The following is a 21,665-nucleotide window of genomic DNA, read 5'->3' as shown; positions in this document are numbered from 1 at the left end:
GTCCTTGTTTTCGTTTATTTATAGTGAGTTAACATTCGCTCGATCGACTGCTCCAGCCAGTGACGCTGGGTGCCGAAGTTAAAACGCAGATAGTTTTCGCCGTTCTGTACGTAGTGGCTGCCGTCTTCAATCACCACCCCCGCCTTTTGGGCGAAGTGCTGTGTCAGTTCAGAAGCGCTGCGATCGTCCTGGCTGATATCCACCCACGCCAGATACGACGACTCCGGCGTCATCATCTTCCAGTGCGGGAAGTGCGTTTTGATGGCGTCGGCCAGATACAGGGCGTTATTGCGCAGGTAGACGTTCAGCTCGTCGAGCCACGGCAGTCCGTGTTGATAAGCCAGAATGATCCCCCAGACGCCGAAAATGTTCGGTGAAGTTATGGAGTTCTTCTCCAGCTGCTGGCGAAAACGCTGGCGCAGTTTGTCGTCCGGGATCATCGAATACGACGTCTTCAACCCGCCGAGGTTGAAGGCTTTGTTCGGCGAGGTGAGGACGATAAGGTTATCCAGCGCGGCAGCGCCTGTGCTCAGGCAGCTTACGAACTGGCCGTCGAGAATATGCTCGGCGTGCACTTCATCAATCACCAGAATCACGCCATAACGCTGACACAGGTCAGAGACCTGGCGGATCTCGGCCACGCTCCAGATACGTCCGGATGGATTATGCGGTGAGCAGAAGAAATAGAGCTTCGGCTGGTGGGCTTTGAACTGCGCCTCCATCAGTTCGAAATCGAGATGGTAGCGGTTGTCCTCCACGCGAAGCGGGTTTGCCAGCACCTGTACGCCCTGGCGCTCCGTTGCCATCGCAAAAGGATCGTAAACCGGCGTGTTCATCATCACGCTGTCGCCCGGCTTGCAGAAAGCCTGCACCGTATAGTGCAGGGTGGAGACGGTGCCGTAGGTCAGGGTTATCCACGATCTCTCAACGCTGACGTGGTGGCGCTCACGCTGAAAGCCGATAACCGCGTCGTAAAACTCATCAAAGCACCACGTGTAGCCAAAGGTGCCGTGCGACACGATGCGCTGAAAGCCGTCGATAACCGCCGGTGGTGAAGTGAAATCCATATCGGCAATCCACAGCGGGATGAAATCCTCCGGGACGTTGCCAAAGCGGGAGCAGACGAAAGCATGATCCCACTTGCGGCATTTATCACTTTTACGCTCGATAATTTTGTCAAAATCAAACACAACAACCCCCGGTTAAATTAATGCTTCGATACCTGTTTTCACACCCTGTACCTGCGGGCCGATAATGACCTGAACGCTGTGCGCATCCAGCACCACCACCGACAGCGCTCCCGCGTCTTTCAGTGACTGCTGGTCGACTTTACTCATGTCTTTCACCACCAGGCGCAGGCGGGTAATACAGTTATCGAGTGAATCAATGTTCTCTTTGCCACCGAGCGCGCTCAGGATAAGTCCGTGATCGTATTTCGATTTGCCACGCGCTTTGGTATTGCTGGCCACCGCCTGAGCGGCACCTTCGGTGTCCTCTTCACGACCCGGCGTTTTGATATCGTGCTTGAGGATGTACCAACGGAAGACGAAGAAGTAGATAGCGAACCAGACCGCACCGACCGGAATAACCAGATACCACTTGGTGGAAAGCCCCTGCATTACGCCGAAGATCAGCAGATCGAGGATCCCGCCGTCGGTGTTACCGATAGTGACGCCAAGCATCGCCATAACCATCAGCGCCAGGCCCGACATCACAATGTGGAAGGCATACAGGGCAGGGGCGATAAACAGGAACAGGAATTCGATAGGCTCGGAGATCCCGGTAACCACGGAAACCAGTACACCGGAGAGCAGCAGTCCTTTGATGACCGGGCGGTTTTCCGGGCGAGCGGTGCGGTAAATGGCGTAGGCGACCGCAGGCAGACCGAAGATAAACGTCGGCATAAAGCCCTGAGAGAGGAACGCGGTAACGTGCGGGCTGAACGGCATGCCGGCTTTCAACTCGGCATAGAAGATGTTCAGTGCGCCAGCCACTTCCTGGCCGCCGACCATTTCAACCCCGCCTGCCGGGGTGAAGCGCACCATTGCCAGCAGAATGTGGTGTAAGCCGAAGGGTTTAAGCAGCAGAACCCCCACGCCGTACAGGAACGGACCGAAGACGCTGGTACCCTGAATAATATGGCCAATACCGGCGATGCCCATCGCCACGTATTCCCAAAGCAGTGGAATAAACAGACCGACCAGGGACAGCGTCAGTGCGGTGATGATAGGGACAAATCGAATACCGCCGAAGAAGGCGAAGGCATCGTGCAGCACGGTGTCCTGGAAGCGCTCGTGCAGGAAATACGTGATAACGCCGACGACGATCCCGCCAAGTACCCCCATTTCCAGTGTCTGAATACCCAGCACAATCGACTGACCAACCTGCTTCATGGTCGCCGCATCGGCAAGCTGGTGGGTGACGGTGAGATAGTAGTTAATGCTGAGGTTCATCAGCATATAGCCGACGAAACCGGCGAAGGCACCGACGGCTTTGTTACGGGTGGCAAGTCCCATCGGGATAGCCATGGCGAACATAATGGGCAGATAGGTGAAGGCAAAACCGCCCACCATCGCGATAAAACCAAAGGTCAGCTGAGTGAGCTCACCGCCCAGAAAGGGAAAACTTTTAATGGTTGAAGGACTGGTGACTGAGCTACCAACGCCCAACAACAACCCCATAAAGGCCAGCAGGGAGACGGGAAACATAAAGGTTTTCCCCAGGCTTTGAAAAAACTCCCACGCTTTCGATTTAAACGACTTTTCCTGCGTCATGTAGGGGACTCCTCGGATACAATAATTTTAATGGAAGGCGCACCCCGGTTTAAGGATGCGCCTTCGTTTTTGCGAGGCTTATAGTTATTTTTTAATGATGTTCTGATGCGACGGTATTCAGACTTCGGCGGGCAACAACAGGCGGTTTTGCGATCCGCAAACGGTAATTTTGCTTCTCACCACCTCTTTCATGGCGTCCATTCCCACACGCATGTAGTAGCGTGGATCGTTCCCCTCCGGGTTGTCGGCAAACCACTTCTTCACCGCATCGGCGAAGGCGATTTTGAGCTCGGTGGCTACGTTAACTTTGCACACGCCAAGCTCAATGGTGCGGCGGACGAACTCATCCGGCACATCGCTTGCGCCGTGCAGTACCAGCGGGATGTTCACCACTTCACGAATTTCGGCCAGGCGCTGGAAGTCGATTTTCGGCCGTTTGGTGTACAGGCCATGGGCGGTACCGATGGCGACGGCCAGGCTGTCAACGCCGGTCTGCTCAACGAAGCGTCTGGCTTCCTGCGGGTCGGTCAGGAACGCGCTCTCTTCGTCCACGTCCATGTCGTCTTCAACGCCGCCAAGACGGCCCAGTTCGGCCTCAACGCTGCAGTCGTGGAGATGGCAGAAATCGACCACGGATTTCACCAGCTTCACGTTGTCGGCAAACGGGAAGTGGCTACCGTCGATCATTGCGCTGCGCACACCTGCATCAACTTTGCGACTGATGTCCGCCAGTGATTCATGGTGATCCAGATGCAGCGCCAGCGGCATGTCGTAGGTGTTGGAGTAGGCTTCACACAACGCGTAAATTTCATCAAACGCGATGTGTTTGAAGGTGCCCGGTGTACCGGCGAGGATCACCGGCGATCGCATTTCGTGGCACACTTCCAGAATTGCCTGGATGGTTTCGGCGTTGTGAATGTTGAATGCCGGAACCGCATAGCCTTTCGCCTGTGCGTCCAGCAGGAGGTACTTCGTAGAAATAATACCCATCTCTTAATCCTCTCAGGCCAGCCATGGATGAATAACGACGCCTTTCACCACGCGGTTTACGGTGCCGCTGGCGGAAGGGGTATCCGGGGTGTTGCCGCAGTGCAGTGATTCCGTCAGTGCGAAAACCTGGGCGTACATCAGGAAGCAGAAGGCCTGCTCGACGTCGATGAAATCGCGGGAGGCTGGCAGCAGAATGTGCGGGCCTTCTTCAACGATCGCATCACTTTGGGCGGCGATCGCTACCACGCGCATCGCCTGTTTGTCGCGGCGCAGTTCGGTCAATAGATCGAGATCGTACTGGCGGGTGTAGGGGTGGCTTGAAATGAACATCACCACCAGCGTTTCGCTGTCGACCAGCGATTTCGGCCCGTGGCGGAAGCCGGTTGCGGAGTCGTAGAACGCGGCAACTTTACCGGCAGTAAGCTCCAGTACTTTCAGCGCTGATTCGCGGGCAGCACCCTGCAGACCACCGCTGCCGAGATAGACCACGCGCTTCCACGGCTGGCGGCCAAACACGCCGTCGCTGAAATCACCGAGCGACTGCAGAATGCTCTGGCAGCGGTCAGCCACATCGTGGAAAGTACGGCTGTTGATGACTTCCGGTGCGAATACCGCCAGGCAGCTTGCCATCATGGTGGTGATGCTGCTGGTCATCGCAAAACCACGATCGTGGGTTTCAGCTGGCATCAGCAGCGCGAAGGCGTTGTCGCTGTTGTGAGCGTCCTGATAGAGGGATCCCGCTTCGTTACAGGTGATCGCCAGGTGGTAGCACTCGGTCACGAACTGGTTAGCCAGCGTGACTGCCGCAACGCTCTCCGGGCTGTTTCCGGAACGGCCAAAAGAGATGAGCAGCAGCGGGCTGTCGCTCTTCAGGTAATCCATTGGGTTGGTGACCAGATCGGTCGTCGGTACCGCAGAGAAGTTTTTCCCGGTGTGGCGCGCCAGCCACGGTGCAATGATGTCACCAATAAATGCGGAAGTTCCGGCACCGGTCAGGACGATGCGCAGATCGTTTTTACGCAGCAGCGGGGCGAGGAAGCTGTCGATCGCCTGACGGATGCTGTCGATATGGGTTAACGAGCGGATCCAGGTACCAGGCTGCTGGCGGATCTCTTCTTCGGTCCAGGTGCCGGTTTTGGCAGGGGCGGGGATATAGGTTTCAGGCATAACTCAGTCCTTAGTCGCGTGAAATCAGCGTCAGACAGGTTCCGTTATGTTGTGGATTGCCTTTCGTTTCGTTTCACTTAATTACGTAAGTCGATAAGTGAAATCTACAGAAAAGAAATCGAAAGTTCAACGAAGGAAAGTGAAATAAAACGCAAAGTGTGATCCCTGATAAGGCTGCTTTACCTTTCTTTTAAACGAGGGAGGGAGAACAAAAGCTTTCGAAAGGGGAATAAAAAGCCCTGCGCGGGGAGCCACGCAGGGAACAAGAGACACACATTGAAACGGCTATAGGGGGATAGCCTGACCTTGAACCCAGGTTTGTTGCACCTGCAAACCCGCGTCGAGGGCAATCAGGTTTGCCCGTTTACCGATGCGGATGGAACCTAACTGGTCGTCAACGCCAATCAGCGCTGCTGGATGCAAAGTGGCCATGCGAATCGCCGCTTCGGCGCTGACGCCCGCAAGCTCAACCATGTTACGTACTGCTGCATCAAGCGACAGCGTACTGCCCGCTAACCCGCCGGTAGCGGTGCGGACGACGCCGTCTTTCATTTCGACGTCGTAGCCACAAATGTCGTACTTCCCGTCGGGCATTCCGGCGGCACGCATGGCATCGGTTATCAGCACCACGCGATCTTTGGCACACTGGCAGCACAGCCGCATGGCGGCCGGGTGAACGTGATGACCGTCGGCAATCAGTTCAAGCCAGGCGCGAGGGTCGGTTAACCCCGCGCCCACCATGCCCGGCTCGCGATGATGCAGACCGGTCATGCCGTTGAAGCAGTGCACCAGCCCGTCGGCACCGGCATCCAGCGCGGCAATGGTTTGCGCGTAGGTTGCGGCGCTGTGGCCGAGCATGACCCGAATACCGCGCTGCTTAAGGTGACGAATAGCCGCTAACGCCCCCGGTTTTTCTGGGGCGAGGGCGACTACGCGCAACGTGTTTTGCGAGCAGGCGATAAGCGCGTCGAGTTCTGCTATTTCCAGTTCGCGGAACAGTTCCGGCGGGTGTGCGCCTTTGTTCTGCGGCGTGAAGTACGGCCCTTCGAGATAGCTACCAAGCACCTGCGCGCCTGGCCCGCCGTGGTGTATACGTTGGGCGATGCGTTGCAGCGCGGACTCAATCGACTCGCGCGGCGCAGTTACAGTGGTTGGCAGCCATGCACCTACCCCTTCCCGCGCTTTGTGCATCGCCAGAATGTCCAGCGTTTGCGGCGCGTCGTCCATCACATCGACCCCGTCGCCTCCGTGGACGTGGAGGTCGATGTATGCCGGACACAGCAGTTCGGCATCGCGCACCGTCACGCCGGACGGGATGGGCTCAATGGCCACGATTTCCCCGTCGTCGATACGCAACTGATGGTCGTCAAGCCAGCCGATTTCGCTGAGTACACGCCGGGCACGCAGCAGCATGCTCATATCCCTTCCTCAACCGCCTTTTCTTCGCGGCAACGTCCCATTTCATCCACCAGGCTTGTCAGCCCCCGATGGCCGCACTCCAGCGCCTGCAGGCGGAACGCCTCGCTGCTAAGACCGTCACGCTCCAGCACCATCTCCAGCAGCAGCTGCAGGTTGGTTCCGGTTATCACTTCCCGCCCGGGCTTTTGCATCGCCAGCGTCGATGCCACGCGGAAGGGGGTTCCGCCCAGCAGGTCGGTGAGAAAAACGATGTCCTGCTCAGGGTCGAGTGCGTTAATTGCCTCAGAAAGCTGCGAGGTCAGCAACGCCGTGGTGGAGGCCTGCGGAAAGTCGATGGCGACAAACTGCGGCTGTTCGCCCAGGATTTGCTCCATTGCCTGTTCCATACCGCTGGCGAACCCGCCGTGACCGCAAAGAATAATGCCTAACATCATGACTCCTAAGACTTACAGGAAGTGAGCAAATTTGCCCACAACACCCAGGACAACGGTGATACCGATCAGGCGCAGCGGGCTCCAGCCACGGCGCACCAGCCAGTACATCCCCATGGTATAAACCAGCGGCAGGAAGGCCGGCATTAGTTTATCGATAACGTCAGTTTGCAGCTTAACGACCGCATCACCCGCGGTGATTTCAAGCGTTGTATTGAGGCGAACATAGGTCGCCACCAGAGCACCGATAACCGTCATCCCGACGATAGACGCCGCATGGCCCACCTTACGGGTGTTGGCTTTGATAAGCGGAATGGCTGACACCCCCATCCGATAAGCATAGTGCGCCAGACCAAAACGCAGCCCCAGATGTACCACGTTGAACATCACGAAAAAGACCACCGCGCCGAGGATAGAGCCCTGCAGCGCCAGGCTTGCACCGATACCACCGCAAATAGGCAGCAGCGTCAGCCAGAACATCGCATCACCGATGCCGCCCAGCGGTGCGCCTACGGCGATTTTGGTGCTCTGGATGCTGTTCACATCCTGCTTGGAGCGCTCCATCGCGAGGATAATGCCAATAACAAAAGTCACCAGGAACGGGTGGGTATTAAAGAACCCCATGTGCCCTTTCATGGCTCGGGCCAGGTCACGCTTGTTGGTGTGGATCTTCTTCAGCGCAGGCAGCAGACCGTACAGCCAGCCGGAGGCCTGCATACGTTCGTAGTTGAAAGACGCCTGCAGCAGCATGGAGCGCCATGCCACACGGTTGATGTCCTTTTTCGTTAACTCTTCACCAATCGTCTGATCTTCATAGATGTTTTCGTTGACGCCGGTCAGCAGGGTCTTCTCTTCACTTTCCGTGACTGAAGGCAGGGTGGTTTGATTAGATGCCATCTTCAAATTCCTCTTTCTGGGCCTGAGACACAGTGGGTTCCGGATCTTTACGCATCAGATCGATAAGGGCCATGGCCAGCGCCGCGGCGGCAATTGCCAGCACCGGCAGTTTCAGCCATGCGGCGGCAACGAAGCCGATGATGAAGTAAGGGATATAGACGTTTTTCATCATGATTTTCAGCAGTACGGCAAAGCCGATAGCTGGCATGATGCCGCCCGCAACGCCGAGACCATCGATAAGGCGCGTCGGCAGGACATCAATCACGGTTTTAGCGTGTTCGGCACCGAAATAAATCGGCAGGAAAGCGCAGAGGAAGTAGAAAATCCCCAGCACCAGCATCGCCAGATAGTTCACTCGCTCAATGCCGCGAGTGTCAGCGTTCGCCGCCATGCGATCGCAGCGTGACATCACACCGGACATCACTGAGAACAGGAAGGTAATACCCATCTGCACGGCGACAGCGAACGGTACCGCAACGCCGACGGCAACTTCGGGTTTAACACCGGTGGAAATAGCAAACGCGGTGCCGACGATGGTGCCGATAATGACGTTAGGTGGCTGCGCGCCAGCCAGCGGTGCGAGGCCCATCCACACCAGTTCCAGCGTACCACCGGTAAGAATACCGGTATGCAGATCGCCGAGGATAAGGCCAACCAGCGGACCGAGGACCACCGGCCGGTGCATGTGTGTTAAGCCGTTGAACATATCCAGGCCAGCGATAAAGGCAAGAATGCCCAGAGCAAAAGCCTGTAATAGACTGATTTCCATCGCGAATCCCTCAGAGTAGTTTGTAGAGGTCCATAGCAGTCTCGGTCGGGACACCCTGCACGAAGCATTCCACACCGGCAGCTTTCAGGCCACTGAAGGCGGTAATGTCATCAGCATCGACGGAAACCGTTTTGGCGATTTGTTGTTTGCCATCGGCATAATGCATGTTGCCAACGTTGATACGCGTGACCGGCACACCGCCCTCAACCAGCTTGAGGAAATCAGCAGGAGATTTGCAGACCAGCAGAATTTTCTGGCGATCGGCGGCACGGTGAATGTTGTCGATCACTTTTTGCAGCGACCAGAAACGCACGGCGATCCCTTCTGCAAGCACCATCTCCATCAGGTTTTGCTGTACCGGATCTTCAGCCACTTCATCATTAGCGACCAGCACCAGGTTTGCGCCAGCGAATCCGACCCACTGCACACCGACCTGACCGTGAATCAAACGCTCATCAATACGACTTAGAACGATATTGGGCATCGTGGAATTCCTCTTATTCTTTGTGGGTCTGAACACCCTGACATGCGTCGTGATACTGACGTATGACGTCCTGGATGTGGTCGATGATTAATTCGCGCGGCGTGGCGGTAAGCTCCCCGGCGCGGACCTTGCTGTACTGCAGCGGCAGATACTGACTGATAAGCGGCAGTGGAATCGGGTCGTCGGCCAGATTACGAACTAACTGGTCGAAGGCTTCATCAATCTGCCCGTCCGGCCAGTAATAGCGCACGCGGTCGGAGTAGCTGTAGCCGCGCGCCAGACGGCGGGCGTTGCTGTCACCGTGATAATGGTTTTGCCAGTATTCCGGATGTTCCAGCATGACGTTTTCAAGAATATGGCGCAGCCCGGAACAGGCTTTCGCCGTCAGCAATTCTTCTTCAATGGCGGCGAGTGAGAACAGTGCTTCACGCAGCGCAAAGGTGAGCGCCGGGCCAACTTTCAGAATGGCGAAGTGATCCACCACTAACTGACGCAGCGCCTGAGGCGTCTGGTAGTCCGTGGAGTGGGCTTCGTATACCAGAGTGTCATACTCTTCTACCATCTTGCTCAACGCCACCGCTTTTTGCGGCTGGTAATCGATAACGTGCGTGTGGTCAAACTCAACGCCAGGCTGAACCACCAGGCCAATAATTCGTGGCCAGATAGCGCTCAGGCCTTCGGCTTCGAATGCATGGCGGTGAGCCTGCAGGGTAGCTTTAGCGGCTTCAGGCGTAGTCACGGCAAGCTCGGTCAGCGTTTCATGCGCACCGCCCGGTACTGGAACTTCGGTTCCGATAACGTATTCCAGCGATGACTCACCGAAATGCTCCTGCGCCGTGGCCTCAGCAATTTTGGCAAGCCTCGCCGCACGTGATGCGACTATCTCATCGGTTAACGGTACCGGGTCGTCCGCGCAGGACATACTGCAGTCGAGATGGATTTTGCTGAATCCGGCGGCCACATAGTTTTTAATTAAGTCGTCGGCGTGAGCCATGGCCTCGGCCGCCGGCAGTTTTTGCCAGCGGTTCGGGCCCAGGTGATCGCCACCTAAAATCAGCTGTGCGGTCGGGTAGTCAAGCTTGTCGGCAAGCTGGCAGACAAAACCGCGGAAGTCTGCGGGAGTCATACCCGTATAGCCGCCAAACTGATCGACCTGGTTAGACGTTGCTTCTATAAGTAGTGGGGTGTCATGCTTCTTAGCGAAGCGGATGGCGGATTCCAGCACCAGCGGATGTGCCGAGCAAACCGCATAAATACCCGTAGCGGTTCCCTGTTTGTGCTGCTTCACCATTTCTGTCAGATGTTTCACTTTCCTCTCCGTAGCGGATAGTTCCGGCACTCATCTTTCGTTTTGTTTCATTTAATACTGCAGTAAGGTGTTATAAAAATAAAACGAAAGATAATAGTTTTCCGATCTGTTTCACAAAAGAAACATAATGAAAGCATCTGAATGCTGTCTCTATCACCATTAATCCCTGAACAGCACTTGCATTCGTGCAAAAGAAAGGTGTTAATAGACCAATCGAAATGAAACGAAAGATTTGACTAAAGGATCACGTATGAGCAGCACCGACTCTTCAACGGATAGGCGCGTCACTGGCACCAGTGAACGACGCGAGCAGATAATCCAGCGGTTGCGGCAGCAGGGAAGCGTTCAGGTCAACGATCTTTCTGCGCTGTTTGGCGTCTCGACGGTGACGATTCGCAACGATCTGGCGTTTTTAGAAAAGCAGGGGATTGCCGTTCGTGCCTATGGCGGAGCACTTATCTGTGAAGGTAACGCCACCGGGAGCGAACCGTCCGTTGAGGACAAAAGCTCCCTCAACACGGCCCTGAAGCGTGGGATCGCCCGGGCAGCGGCAGAGCTTATTCAGCCAGGGCACCGGGTTATCCTCGACTCCGGTACCACAACATATGAAATTGCCCGCATGATGCGTCACCATCATGACGTTATCGCGATGACCAACGGGATGAACGTTGGCGCGGCGCTACTCGAAGCCGAAGGGGTGGAGCTCCTGATGACCGGTGGGCACCTGCGTCGCCAGTCGCTCTCCTTTTATGGCGACCAGGCCGAGCAGTCGCTGCAGAATTACCACTTCGACATGCTGTTCCTCGGTGTGGATGCCATTGATACCGAACGCGGTGTGAGCACGCATAATGAAGACGAAGCGCGACTGAACCGCCGGATGTGCGAAGTGGCCGAACGCATTATCGTGGTCACCGACTCCAGTAAGTTCAACCGTTCCAGCCTGCATAAAATCATCGACACCCAGAGAATCGACATGGTGATTACCGATGAGGGCGTGCCGGTCGAGAGCCTGAAAGAGCTGCAACGTTCCGGCATTGAAGTGATTCTGGTTCGGGAATAGTGTGGAGCCGTGACATTGCGGCTTAAACCCACTATACTGCGCGCCGAAGCTGACCAGACAGTCGCCGCTTCGTCGTCGTCCTCTTCGGGGGAGACGGGCGGAGGGGAGGAAAGTCCGGGCTCCATAGGGCAGGGTGCCAGGTAACGCCTGGGGGGGAAACCCACGACCAGTGCAACAGAGAGCAAACCGCCGATGGCCCGCGCAAGCGGGATCAGGTAAGGGTGAAAGGGTGCGGTAAGAGCGCACCGCGCGGCTGGTAACAGTCCGTGGCACGGTAAACTCCACCCGGAGCAAGGCCAAATAGGGGTTCACAAGGTACGGCCCGTACTGAACCCGGGTAGGCTGCTTGAGCCAGTGAGCGATTGCTGGCCTAGATGAATGACTGTCCACGACAGAACCCGGCTTATCGGTCAGCTTCAACTCTTCAGAAAACCCCGCTTCGGCGGGGTTTTTGCTTATGTAAGTTGAGTGGTCACGGTTGGATGAATGACTGTCCACGACGCTATACCAAAAGAAAGCGGCTTATCGGTCAGCTTCAACTCTTCAAAAAACCCCGCTTCGGCGGGGTTTTTGCTTTTTCCTGCCCGACCTCTCTGAGACTTTTTCGGAAAATTGCGACAAACTCCACAAATCTGTTGCCAGTGACTCTGTTGTTAGTTTCTTATTCTGCATGTGACTTGAATCACGCCTGAATTCACCAAAAAATAGCAAAAAAAGCAGTGTTGCAAATCATGGTTATATGTTTTTGTTTTGTTATTTAATATCTCAATGAAATGATAAATATATATTAACATCTCCGTATGTTTAACAATTTAATGTGATGGGTGGCGCATATTTAATTGCGACACCTCTAAATTTAAAAATTTATTTTATATCTTCAAATTTTATTAATAAATGATGTGGTGAGTAATTGCGCGTTAATTGCTTGAAATATGGTCTTATACCCGACCATTAAATAGGGTCTTAGGCCTCATCGTTATCGCCATAAATTAAAGTTATTACCTCATTATTTATTGATAAAAGTCAGCCAAATAGCGAATGATGTTTTGTCTATCATATTGATAATATGGTGTTTTATCGTATTTCGTGACCTGTGTTGAACATGCGTTCCGGCAAATTGTGAGTAACAGCACATACCCCCGATGGCAATATTTATTAAAATTCTGTTCGAAACATGAAATACGGGAAGAGTGATATGGATAATGTTCTTCTGCCAAAAACTCAGCAATTGGTCGTTTTCCAGGAAGTTATCCGGAGCGGTTCAATTGGTTCGGCAGCCAAACAACTTGGACTGACTCAACCAGCCGTTAGTAAGGTAATCAATGACATTGAATCTTACTTCGGTATCGAGCTGATGGTGCGGAAAAACACCGGGGTTACGCTGACCAGCGCTGGGCAAGTGCTGCTGGCCTACTCGGAGTCCATCACCCGTGAGATGAAAAACATGGTGAGTGAAATGAACAGTCTGAGCTGCAGCAGCGTGCTCGACGTCTCTTTCGGCTACCCGTCACTCATCGGTTTCACGTTTCTGTCGAGTATGATGAAGACATTTAAAGAGGTGTTTCCGAAAGCGCACGTCTCCATGTATGAAGCGCAGCTCTCCTCCTTCCTTCCCGCACTGCGAGATGGACGGTTGGATTTTGCTATCGGAACGCTGAGTGAGGACATGCAGCTACAGGATCTGCATGTGGAGTCGCTGTTTGAGTCAGAGTTTGCGGTTGTCGCCAGTCAGTCACGAACGTGCACGGGTACCACCACACTGGAGTCGTTGAAAGACGAACAGTGGGTTTTACCGGACACGAATATGGGCTACTACAAAGAACTCCTCAACACCCTCCAGAACCACCACATCAGCACTGAAAACATCGTAAAAACCGACTCCGTAGTCACCATTTATAACCTGGTCCTGAATGCCGATTTCCTGACCGTGATACCGTGCGACATGACGGCGCCATTCGGTTCGAACCAGTTCATTACGCTGCCCGTTGAGGATGAATTACCGGTCGCACGTTATGCCGCGGTGTGGTCTAAAAATTATCGAATTAAAAAATCAGCTTCGGTACTTGTTGAGCTGGCAAAACAATATTCATCGCAAAACTGCACCAGACGAAGGCAATTTGTAGAAAATATTTAATTTAAATTTAATTTCACAACACCAAGCCCAGAGTTTCTGTATTTCAGAACTCTGATGCCCAGATTTTACATAAATTTAGGTCTAATTCTGAAGAGAGTATAAAATGCATATTACCTATGATCTCCCGGTCACTCTTGATGATATCCAGGTAGCGAAACAAAGACTCGAAGGAAAAATATATAAAACAGGGATGCCGCGCTCAAATTATTTGAGTGAGCAGTGCAAAGGTGAAATATTCCTCAAATTTGAAAACATGCAGCGCACCGGGTCGTTCAAAATTCGTGGGGCTTATAACAAACTGAGCTCGTTGACGGATGCTGAGCGTCGCAAAGGGGTTGTGGCATGTTCTGCGGGTAACCATGCTCAAGGGGTGTCGCTTTCTTGTGCCATGCTGGGGATTGACGGCAAAGTCGTGATGCCGAAAGGGGCGCCAAAATCAAAAGTAGCGGCGACTCAGGACTACTCTGCAGAAGTGATTCTGCACGGCGACAGCTTCAACGATACTATCGCTAAAGCGAGCGAAATCGTTGAAATGGAAGGCCGTATCTTTATCCCACCGTACGATGATGCACACGTTATTGCCGGCCAGGGTACCATTGGTCTGGAAATTCTGCAGGATCTGTACGATGTGGATAACGTGATTGTGCCAATCGGCGGCGGCGGTTTAATTGCCGGTATCGCGACGGCGATTAAATCTATCAACCCGACGATTAAAATTATCGGCGTTCAGTCAGAAAACGTTCACGGCATGGCGGCTTCTTTCTATGCCGGTGAAATTACTAACCACCGTATTAACCCAACACTCGCCGACGGTTGTGACGTCGCGCGTCCTGGCAACTTAACCTTCGAAATCGTCCGTGAACTGGTGGACGATATTGTACTGGTCACCGAAGACGAAATTCGTGACAGCATGATCGCCCTCATTCAGCGTAATAAAGTCATCACCGAAGGTGCTGGTGCCCTGGCTTCTGCTGCGCTGCTGAGCGGCAAACTCGATGATTATATTCAGAAACGGAAAACCGTCAGCATTATTTCCGGAGGCAATATTGACCTCTCGCGTGTTTCACAAATTACCGGCTTTGTCGGTGCTTAATTGTTATTTTTTTGCTAAGGACACGATATGAGTAACACAGATACCATCATCGCCAGCCAGGCAAAAGCCTCGCTATGGCGTAAATCCGATACCACCTGGACTCTTGGACTGTTCGGCACCGCGATCGGTGCCGGGGTACTGTTCTTCCCTATTCGCGCAGGTTACGGCGGTTTAATCCCTATCCTTATCATGCTGGTACTGGCGTACCCGATTGCCTTCCTGTGCCACCGTGCACTGGCGCGCCTGTGCTTGTCGGGTAAAAACCCTTCCGGAAACATTACTGAAACCGTTGAGGAGCATTTCGGTAAGACCGGTGGCGTTATCATTACCCTGCTGTACTTCTTCGCTATCTGTCCGCTGCTGTGGATTTATGGCGTAACCATTACCAACACCTTTATGACCTTCTGGGAAAACCAGCTGGGCTATGCCGCCCTCAACCGTGGCGTGGTCGCACTATTCCTGTTGCTGCTGATGGCCTTTGTTATCTGGTTTGGTAAAGACCTGATGGTTAAGGTAATGAGTTTCCTGGTGTTCCCGTTCATCGCGAGCCTGGTACTGATTTCCCTGTCGCTTATCCCTTACTGGAACGCATCAGTGATTCAGGATGTGAACCTTAGTGATATCGCCCTGACCGGTCACGATGGCATTCTGGTTACCGTGTGGCTGGGTATCTCCATCATGGTGTTCTCCTTCAACTTCTCACCCATCGTCTCTTCGTTTGTGGTGTCCAAGCGTGAAGAGTATGAGAAAGACTTTGGCCGCGACTTCACCGAGCGTAAATGTTCTCAGATTATCTCTCGTGCCAGCATGCTGATGGTTGCCGTGGTGATGTTCTTCGCCTTCAGCTGCCTGTTCACGCTCTCTCCGGCCAACATGGCGGAAGCGAAAGCGCAGAACATTCCAGTGCTGTCCTATCTGGCGAACCACTTCTCCACCATGACCGGCAGCAAATCTACCTTCGCTACGGTTCTTGAGTTTGCCGCGTCTATCATCGCGCTGGTTGCCATCTTCAAATCCTTCTTCGGCCACTACCTCGGCACGCTGGAAGGTCTGAACGGTCTGGTGCTCAAGTTTGGTTACAAAGGCGATAAGACCAAGGTCTCCGTCGGCAAACTGAACACTATCAGCATGATCTTCATCATGGGTTCCACCTGGGTCGTGGCTTACGCCAACCCGAACATCCTGGACCTGATTGAAGCCATGGGCGCACCGATTATCGCTTCCCTGCTGTGCTTGCTGCCGATGTACGCGATTCGTAAAGCGCCGTCTCTGGCGAAGTACAAAGGCAAAGCTGACAATATCTTCGTTACCGTGATTGGTCTGCTGACCATCCTGAATATTGTCTACAAACTGTTCTAATTATCTGTAGAGCCCAAAGTCAGGATGGGCGGAGAAATAAAATGATGGATTTATCTGTAGTGCTGGTCATTAATTGTGGGTCCTCATCGATTAAGTTTTCGGTGATTGATGCAGATACCCAGAATGTGCTGTTGACGGGTATTGCAGAAGGTATTAATACAGAGAGTGCATGTTTAAGTGTTAATGGAGGTGAGCCAGCTCCGCTGGCTCACCAGGATTATGAATGTGCCCTCGAAGCCATTACCTTCGAACTGGAAAAAAGAGATCTCATGGACAGCGTGGCCTTAATTGGTCACCGTATTGCCCACGGCGGTAGCATCTTTAATGAATCAGTATTAATTACTGATGAAGTGATTGAATTAATTCGCCAGGTTTCCCCGCTGGCACCGCTGCACAACTATGCCAACCTGAGTGGTGTAGAGTCTTCCCGCCGGCTGTTCCCGGGCGTGAAGCAGGTGGCGGTCTTTGACACCAGCTTCCACCAGACCATGGAGCCAGAAGCCTACCTGTATGGTTTACCGTGGCGCTATTTTGAAGAGCTGGGCGTGCGTCGTTACGGTTTCCACGGCACCTCGCATCGCTATGTCTCCCAGCGAGCGCATGAACTGCTTGGTTTAAGCGAGCAGGATTCTGGGTTAGTGATTGCTCACTTAGGTAACGGTGCCTCGATTTGCGCGGTGCGCAACGGCGAGAGCGTAGACACCTCAATGGGTATGACGCCGCTGGAAGGCCTGATGATGGGCACCCGCTGTGGCGATGTTGATTTCGGTGCTATGACGTGGATAGCCAACCAGACAGGCCAGTCGCTGAGCGACCTGGAACGTGTGGTGAATAAGGAGTCTGGCTTGCTGGGTATTTCTGGCCTCTCTTCCGATCTGCGGGCGCTGGAAAAGGCCTGGCACGAAGGCCATTACCATGCCCAGTTAGCCATCAAAACCTTTGTCCACCGCATTGCCCGCCATATTGGTGGTCACGCCATGGCGCTGCATCGTTTAGACGGCATTATTTTTACCGGCGGAATTGGAGAGAACTCCACTCTTATTCGCCAACTGGTGATTGAACATTTACAGGTACTCGGCATTCATCTCGACAGTGAGAAAAATAAATTACCGGGAAAAGCCGGTGAGCGCATTATTTCCCTGCCAGATTCCCGAGTGACATGTGCGGTAATTCCTACCAATGAAGAAAAAATGATTGCGCTTGATGCCATTCATTTAGGGAAAATTAGCGCGCCTGTTGAATACGCTTAATTCTGAGAGAGATTAATTTCATGAAGGTAAATATCGATACCGGCGATATGCTGTATACCGACGCCTGGCAGGGATTCTTTGGTTCTGAATGGAAAAACGAAATTAACGTTCGTGATTTTATTCAGAATAACTATACGCCTTATGAAGGTGATGAATCTTTCCTTGCCGACGCCACCCCGGCGACCACGTCGCTGTGGGAAAAAGTGATGGACGGTATCCGCACCGAGAATGCCACGCATGCTCCGGTTGATTTTGATACCAACGTTGCAACGACCATTACGGCCCACGCGCCGGGCTACATTGATAAAGCGCTGGAAACCATCGTCGGCCTGCAAACCGATCGGCCGCTGAAGCGTGCGCTGCACCCGTACGGCGGGATCAACATGATCAAAAGCTCGTTTGACGCTTATGGTCGTGAAATGGACCCGCAGTTTGAATATATGTTCACCCACCTGCGCAAAACTCATAACCAGGGCGTATTTGATGTTTACTCCCCGGAAATGCTGCGCTGTCGTAAATCTGGTGTTCTGACCGGTCTGCCGGACGGCTATGGCCGTGGACGCATCATCGGCGACTACCGTCGCGTTGCGCTGTACGGTATCCGTTATCTGGTGCGTGAGCGTGAGCTGCAGTTTGCCGATCTGCAGTCACGTCTGGAGCGTGGTGAAGATCTCGAAGCGACCATTCGTCTGCGTGAAGAGCTCTCAGAACAACGTCGTGCGCTGCTGCAAATTCAGGAAATGGCGGCGAGCTACGGCCACGACATTTCTCGCCCGGCGACCAACGCCCGTGAAGCGGTACAGTGGTTGTACTTTGCCTACCTGGCAGCGGTGAAGTCACAAAACGGCGGCGCCATGTCGCTTGGCCGTACCGCCACCTTCCTCGACGTCTACATTGAACGCGATCTGCGTAACGGTGTGCTGTCCGAGCGTGAAGCACAGGAACTGGTCGATCACTTCATCATGAAGATCCGTATGGTGCGCTTCCTGCGTACGCCGGAATTCGACACGCTGTTCTCCGGCGACCCTATCTGGGCAACCGAAGTTATCGGCGGAATGGGGCTGGATGGCCGCACGCTGGTGACGAAGAGCTCCTTCCGTTATCTGCACACCCTGCACACCATGGGCCCGGCGCCGGAGCCGAACCTGACTATCCTGTGGTCGGAAGCGCTGCCGGTGGCGTTCAAGAAATACGCCGCGCTGATGTCGATTGAAACCTCTTCGCTGCAGTACGAAAACGACGATCTGATGCGTCCGGACTTCGAGAGCGACGATTATGCTATCGCCTGCTGTGTGAGCCCGATGGTCATCGGCAAGCAGATGCAGTTCTTCGGCGCGCGCGCGAACCTTGCGAAAACCCTGCTGTACGCGATTAACGGCGGCGTGGACGAGAAGCTGAAAATCCAGGTCGGCCCGAAAACCGCGCCGCTAATGGATGATGTGCTGGACTATGACACGGTGATGAGCAGCCTCGATCACTTCATGGACTGGCTGGCAACGCAGTACGTCAGTGCGCTGAACCTTATTCACTACATGCACGACAAGTACAGCTATGAAGCTTCGCTGATGGCGCTGCACGATCGCGACGTTTATCGCACCATGGCCTGTGGTATGGCTGGCCTGTCGGTGGCGGCGGATTCCCTCTCCGCTATCAAATATGCCCGCGTGAAGCCGGTGCGTGACGAAAACGGTCTGGCGGTCGATTTCGAAATTGAAGGCGAGTATCCGCAGTACGGTAACAACGACGATCGCGTGGACAGTATTGCCTGCGACCTGGTGGAACGCTTTATGAAGAAAATCAAAGCGCTGCCAACCTACCGTAACGCGGTTCCGACACAGTCTATTCTGACCATCACCTCAAACGTGGTGTACGGACAGAAGACCGGTAACACGCCGGATGGTCGCCGTGCGGGAACTCCGTTTGCGCCGGGTGCGAACCCGATGCACGGCCGTGACCGTAAAGGTGCCGTAGCGTCGCTGACGTCGGTCGCCAAGCTGCCGTTCACCTATGCCAAAGATGGTATCTCTTACACCTTCTCGATCGTCCCGGCGGCGCTGGGTAAAGACGAAGGCGTGCGGAAAACCAACCTCGTTGGCCTGCTCGATGGTTACTTCCACCACGAAGCGGCGGTGGAGGGCGGTCAGCATCTGAACGTCAACGTGATGAACCGCGACATGCTGCTCGATGCTATCGAACATCCGGAGAACTACCCGAACCTGACTATCCGTGTGTCGGGCTATGCGGTGCGCTTTAACGCCCTGACCCGCGAACAGCAGCAGGATGTTATCTCGCGTACCTTCACCCAGGCGCTCTGATAATTCATCCAGCCGTCAGCATGACAGGCCGCCACCCGGCGGCCTGCTCAGGGATATCACTCACTTTTGACCTGGTGCTGAATATGATTAGCTCATTCGATATTTTCAAGATTGGTATTGGTCCTTCCAGTTCTCACACCGTGGGGCCAATGAACGCCGGAAAATCCTTCATTGATGAACTGACGCGTTGTGGCTTAGTGGCGACAACCGACCGCGTCAGCGTCGATCTCTATGGCTCGCTCTCTCTCACTGGCAAAGGTCACGCGACCGACACCGCCGTTATTATGGGGCTGGCAGGCAATAGCCCGCAGAATGTGGATATTGATGCTATTCCTGCCTTCATTGAGGAAGTCACCCGAAGCGGGCGACTGGCGATTGCCGGAGGGCAGGCGAGCGTTATCTTCCCGATGCCGGAAAGCGTTGCCTTCCACGATACGGCGCTCTCTCGCCATGAAAATGGTATGCGTATTACCGCCTGGCAGGGTGATAGCCCGCTGTTGACGAAAACCTATTACTCCGTCGGCGGCGGCTTCATCGTTGAAGAGGAGCAGTTTGGCCAGGATCACAGCATCGAACAGCCGGTGCCGTATCCGTATCGCTCCGCCAGTGAACTGCTACGGCTTTGTAATACGCACGGCCTATCGATCTCCGGTCTGATGATGCAGAACGAACTGGCGCTGCGCAGCAAAGAGGAGATCGATACCGGGTTTGCACAGATCTGGCAAACCATGACCACCTGTATTGAGCGTGGGATCAATACCGAAGGCGTGCTGCCGGGGCCGTTGACCGTACCGCGTCGTGCAGTCGCTTTGCGGCGAATGCTGGTATCGAGCGATCGCGTCTCCCAGGATCCGATGATCGTTATCGACTGGATCAACATGTTCGCGCTCGCGGTCAGCGAAGAGAACGCGGCAGGTGGACGAGTGGTGACGGCGCCAACCAACGGCGCATGCGGTATTGTTCCGGCGGTGCTGGCCTACTATGACAAGTTCCGCCGCACGGTGAATGCTAACTCGGTAGCGCGCTATTTCCTCGCTGCCGGAGCCATCGGCGCGTTGTACAAGATGAACGCTTCGATTTCTGGCGCCGAAGTGGGCTGTCAGGGGGAAGTCGGTGTCGCGTGTTCGATGGCGGCCGCTGGCCTGACGGAGCTTCTGGGCGGTAGTCCGCAGCAGGTATGCGTAGCGGCAGAAATCGCCATGGAGCATAACCTGGGGCTAACCTGCGATCCGGTTGCCGGCCAGGTGCAAATCCCGTGTATCGAACGTAATGCGATTAACGCAGTGAAAGCGGTGAACGCAGCGCGCATGGCACTGCATCGCACCAGCGAAGCGCGGGTTTCTCTCGATAAAGTGATTGAAACCATGTACGAAACCGGGAAAGACATGAACGACAAATACCGCGAAACCTCACGCGGAGGGCTCGCCATCAAAGTGGTTTGTGATTAAGCCCTGAAAGCCGGCAAAGCCAGTGCAAGTTTCATTAAATACAAAATTGTATGAATAATTACTTACATACATTTATGTCAGAGTGAAAAATAATTGCCTGGCTTTTTAACCGGATAATTTCAGGATCAACTTATGAAGAAATTTACTCGTATCGCGTTACTGGCCGTTGCCGTAACAGGTTTCTCCGTGGCAGCGCAGGCGGCCGAAGTCGCTCCGGCACCGGCTCAGGATCCTATCGTTCAGCATCTCAAGCTGACGAACGATCAGGTCGCGAAAATCAAAACCCTGCATCAGCAGATGGCTGACAACGTGAAAAACATCTCCATGAAAGACGTGAAAGACGGTGCGCTGCTTAACGTCATTCAGTCTGGTAAATGGGATGAAGCGACGGTCAAAAATCAGCTGTCCGCTTTCAGCAAAGTGGATCAGCAGGTGCGCTACTATCGCGTGAAATACTACTTTGACGTTAATCAGGTGCTGACTCCTGAACAGCGTAAGCAGGTACGAGACGATCTGATTCAGCAGGCTGTTGCTGAATAACGCCTGCGTACTTCGCTAAGCCCCGGCCTTTGACCGGGGCTTTTTTTATTCTTGCTGTATATAATGTGATATGCCTCTCACAAGCAATTCTGTTAGAAAAAAATACTCTTTTTCTTGATTACGTAGAAAACTCTTGTCAGCGATCGCCTAAAACCATACAAATCTTGTGACTTTTTTCTCTTTGTTCAGGAGTATGATTTTTCGCATTAAAAGAAAACTCGCCTGC

General features: G+C 53.8%; 18 protein-coding genes and 1 other RNA gene. 9 read left to right on the top strand and 10 right to left on the bottom strand.

Annotation, left to right across the window (positions count from 1 at the left end; genetic code table 11):
- Window positions 1–14: 14 nt before the first annotated feature.
- The 10 genes from C7387_RS14350 to kbaZ all read right to left on the bottom strand — a co-directional run bounded on the left by C7387_RS14350 (window position 15) and on the right by kbaZ (window position 10,240).
- Complete coding sequence (locus C7387_RS14350) at window positions 15–1,190, bottom strand: MalY/PatB family protein (RefSeq protein ID WP_120816946.1); 1,176 nt, start codon at window positions 1,188–1,190, stop codon at window positions 15–17.
- 12 nt (window positions 1,191–1,202) lie between these two features.
- Window positions 1,203–2,774, bottom strand: a complete 1,572-nt coding sequence (malX, locus tag C7387_RS14345) for a maltose/glucose-specific PTS transporter subunit IIBC (RefSeq protein ID WP_006818158.1) — start codon at window positions 2,772–2,774, stop codon at window positions 1,203–1,205.
- Between the two features lie 117 nt (window positions 2,775–2,891).
- Window positions 2,892–3,764 (bottom strand): tagatose-bisphosphate aldolase subunit KbaY, encoded by an 873-nt coding sequence (gene kbaY / locus C7387_RS14340; protein ID WP_006818159.1) that lies wholly within the window; start codon window positions 3,762–3,764, stop codon window positions 2,892–2,894.
- Window positions 3,765–3,776: 12 nt separating this feature from the next.
- Window positions 3,777–4,931, bottom strand: coding sequence for an SIS domain-containing protein (locus C7387_RS14335; RefSeq protein ID WP_120816945.1), 1,155 nt, complete (start codon window positions 4,929–4,931; stop codon window positions 3,777–3,779).
- A 285-nt stretch (window positions 4,932–5,216) separates the two neighbouring features.
- Window positions 5,217–6,350: an N-acetylglucosamine-6-phosphate deacetylase gene (gene nagA, locus C7387_RS14330; protein WP_038255957.1), complete on the bottom strand. Its 1,134-nt coding sequence runs from the start codon at window positions 6,348–6,350 to the stop codon at window positions 5,217–5,219.
- Entirely contained in the window at window positions 6,347–6,781 is a 435-nt protein-coding gene (gene agaF / locus C7387_RS14325; protein WP_120816944.1) for a PTS galactosamine/N-acetylgalactosamine transporter subunit IIA, read from the bottom strand. Before agaF ends, nagA begins: the two co-directional genes overlap by 4 nt.
- A gap of 15 nt (window positions 6,782–6,796) precedes the next feature.
- The gene (gene agaE / locus C7387_RS14320; RefSeq protein ID WP_006818163.1) at window positions 6,797–7,678 is read right to left on the bottom strand and encodes a PTS N-acetylgalactosamine transporter subunit IID; all 882 of its coding nucleotides are present in this window, start codon (window positions 7,676–7,678) and stop codon (window positions 6,797–6,799) included.
- Window positions 7,668–8,447 (bottom strand): PTS N-acetylgalactosamine transporter subunit IIC, encoded by a 780-nt coding sequence (agaW, locus tag C7387_RS14315; RefSeq protein ID WP_006818164.1) that lies wholly within the window; start codon window positions 8,445–8,447, stop codon window positions 7,668–7,670. The genes agaE and agaW overlap by 11 nt, the downstream gene beginning before the upstream one ends.
- Window positions 8,448–8,457: 10 nt before the next feature.
- Window positions 8,458–8,931 carry a PTS N-acetylgalactosamine transporter subunit IIB gene (gene agaV, locus C7387_RS14310; protein ID WP_006818165.1) on the bottom strand — a complete coding sequence of 158 codons (474 nt, stop codon included), beginning with the start codon at window positions 8,929–8,931 and terminating at the stop codon, window positions 8,458–8,460.
- A 13-nt stretch (window positions 8,932–8,944) separates the two neighbouring features.
- On the bottom strand, window positions 8,945–10,240 hold the full coding sequence (gene kbaZ, locus C7387_RS14305; protein ID WP_038255953.1) for a tagatose-bisphosphate aldolase subunit KbaZ: 1,296 nt from the start codon (window positions 10,238–10,240) through the stop codon (window positions 8,945–8,947).
- Window positions 10,241–10,490: 250 nt separating this feature from the next.
- Here kbaZ and C7387_RS14300 point away from each other — a divergent pair, with 250 nt between their 5' ends.
- The 9 genes from C7387_RS14300 (at window position 10,491) to C7387_RS14260 (ending at window position 21,439) form a co-directional block, all read left to right on the top strand.
- On the top strand, window positions 10,491–11,300 hold the full coding sequence (locus C7387_RS14300; RefSeq protein WP_006818167.1) for a DeoR family transcriptional regulator: 810 nt from the start codon (window positions 10,491–10,493) through the stop codon (window positions 11,298–11,300).
- A gap of 45 nt (window positions 11,301–11,345) precedes the next feature.
- Window positions 11,346–11,722: RNase P RNA component class A (gene rnpB / locus C7387_RS14295), an RNA gene on the top strand.
- 773 nt (window positions 11,723–12,495) lie between these two features.
- Entirely contained in the window at window positions 12,496–13,434 is a 939-nt protein-coding gene (tdcA, locus tag C7387_RS14290; RefSeq protein WP_038255947.1) for a transcriptional regulator TdcA, read from the top strand.
- A 103-nt stretch (window positions 13,435–13,537) separates the two neighbouring features.
- Window positions 13,538–14,527, top strand: a complete 990-nt coding sequence (tdcB, locus tag C7387_RS14285) for a bifunctional threonine ammonia-lyase/L-serine ammonia-lyase TdcB (RefSeq protein WP_006818174.1) — start codon at window positions 13,538–13,540, stop codon at window positions 14,525–14,527.
- Window positions 14,528–14,554: 27 nt separating this feature from the next.
- Entirely contained in the window at window positions 14,555–15,886 is a 1,332-nt protein-coding gene (tdcC, locus tag C7387_RS14280; RefSeq protein ID WP_006818175.1) for a threonine/serine transporter TdcC, read from the top strand.
- 41 nt (window positions 15,887–15,927) lie between these two features.
- Window positions 15,928–17,136: a propionate kinase gene (gene tdcD / locus C7387_RS14275; protein WP_006818176.1), complete on the top strand. Its 1,209-nt coding sequence runs from the start codon at window positions 15,928–15,930 to the stop codon at window positions 17,134–17,136.
- A gap of 20 nt (window positions 17,137–17,156) precedes the next feature.
- The gene (gene pflB, locus C7387_RS14270; protein ID WP_038255945.1) at window positions 17,157–19,451 is read left to right on the top strand and encodes a formate C-acetyltransferase; all 2,295 of its coding nucleotides are present in this window, start codon (window positions 17,157–17,159) and stop codon (window positions 19,449–19,451) included.
- 83 nt (window positions 19,452–19,534) lie between these two features.
- Complete coding sequence (tdcG, locus tag C7387_RS14265) at window positions 19,535–20,899, top strand: L-serine ammonia-lyase (protein WP_040903286.1); 1,365 nt, start codon at window positions 19,535–19,537, stop codon at window positions 20,897–20,899.
- Window positions 20,900–21,031: 132 nt separating this feature from the next.
- Complete coding sequence (locus C7387_RS14260) at window positions 21,032–21,439, top strand: Spy/CpxP family protein refolding chaperone (protein ID WP_006818179.1); 408 nt, start codon at window positions 21,032–21,034, stop codon at window positions 21,437–21,439.
- Window positions 21,440–21,665: the final 226 nt, after the last annotated feature.

The sequence above is a fragment of the Yokenella regensburgei genome (assembly GCF_003634235.1).
In the GTDB taxonomy this organism is placed as follows: domain Bacteria; phylum Pseudomonadota; class Gammaproteobacteria; order Enterobacterales; family Enterobacteriaceae; genus Yokenella; species Yokenella regensburgei.
Note: the sequence above shows the minus strand (reverse complement) of the source record. Positions and strands in the feature narration are given on the sequence as shown.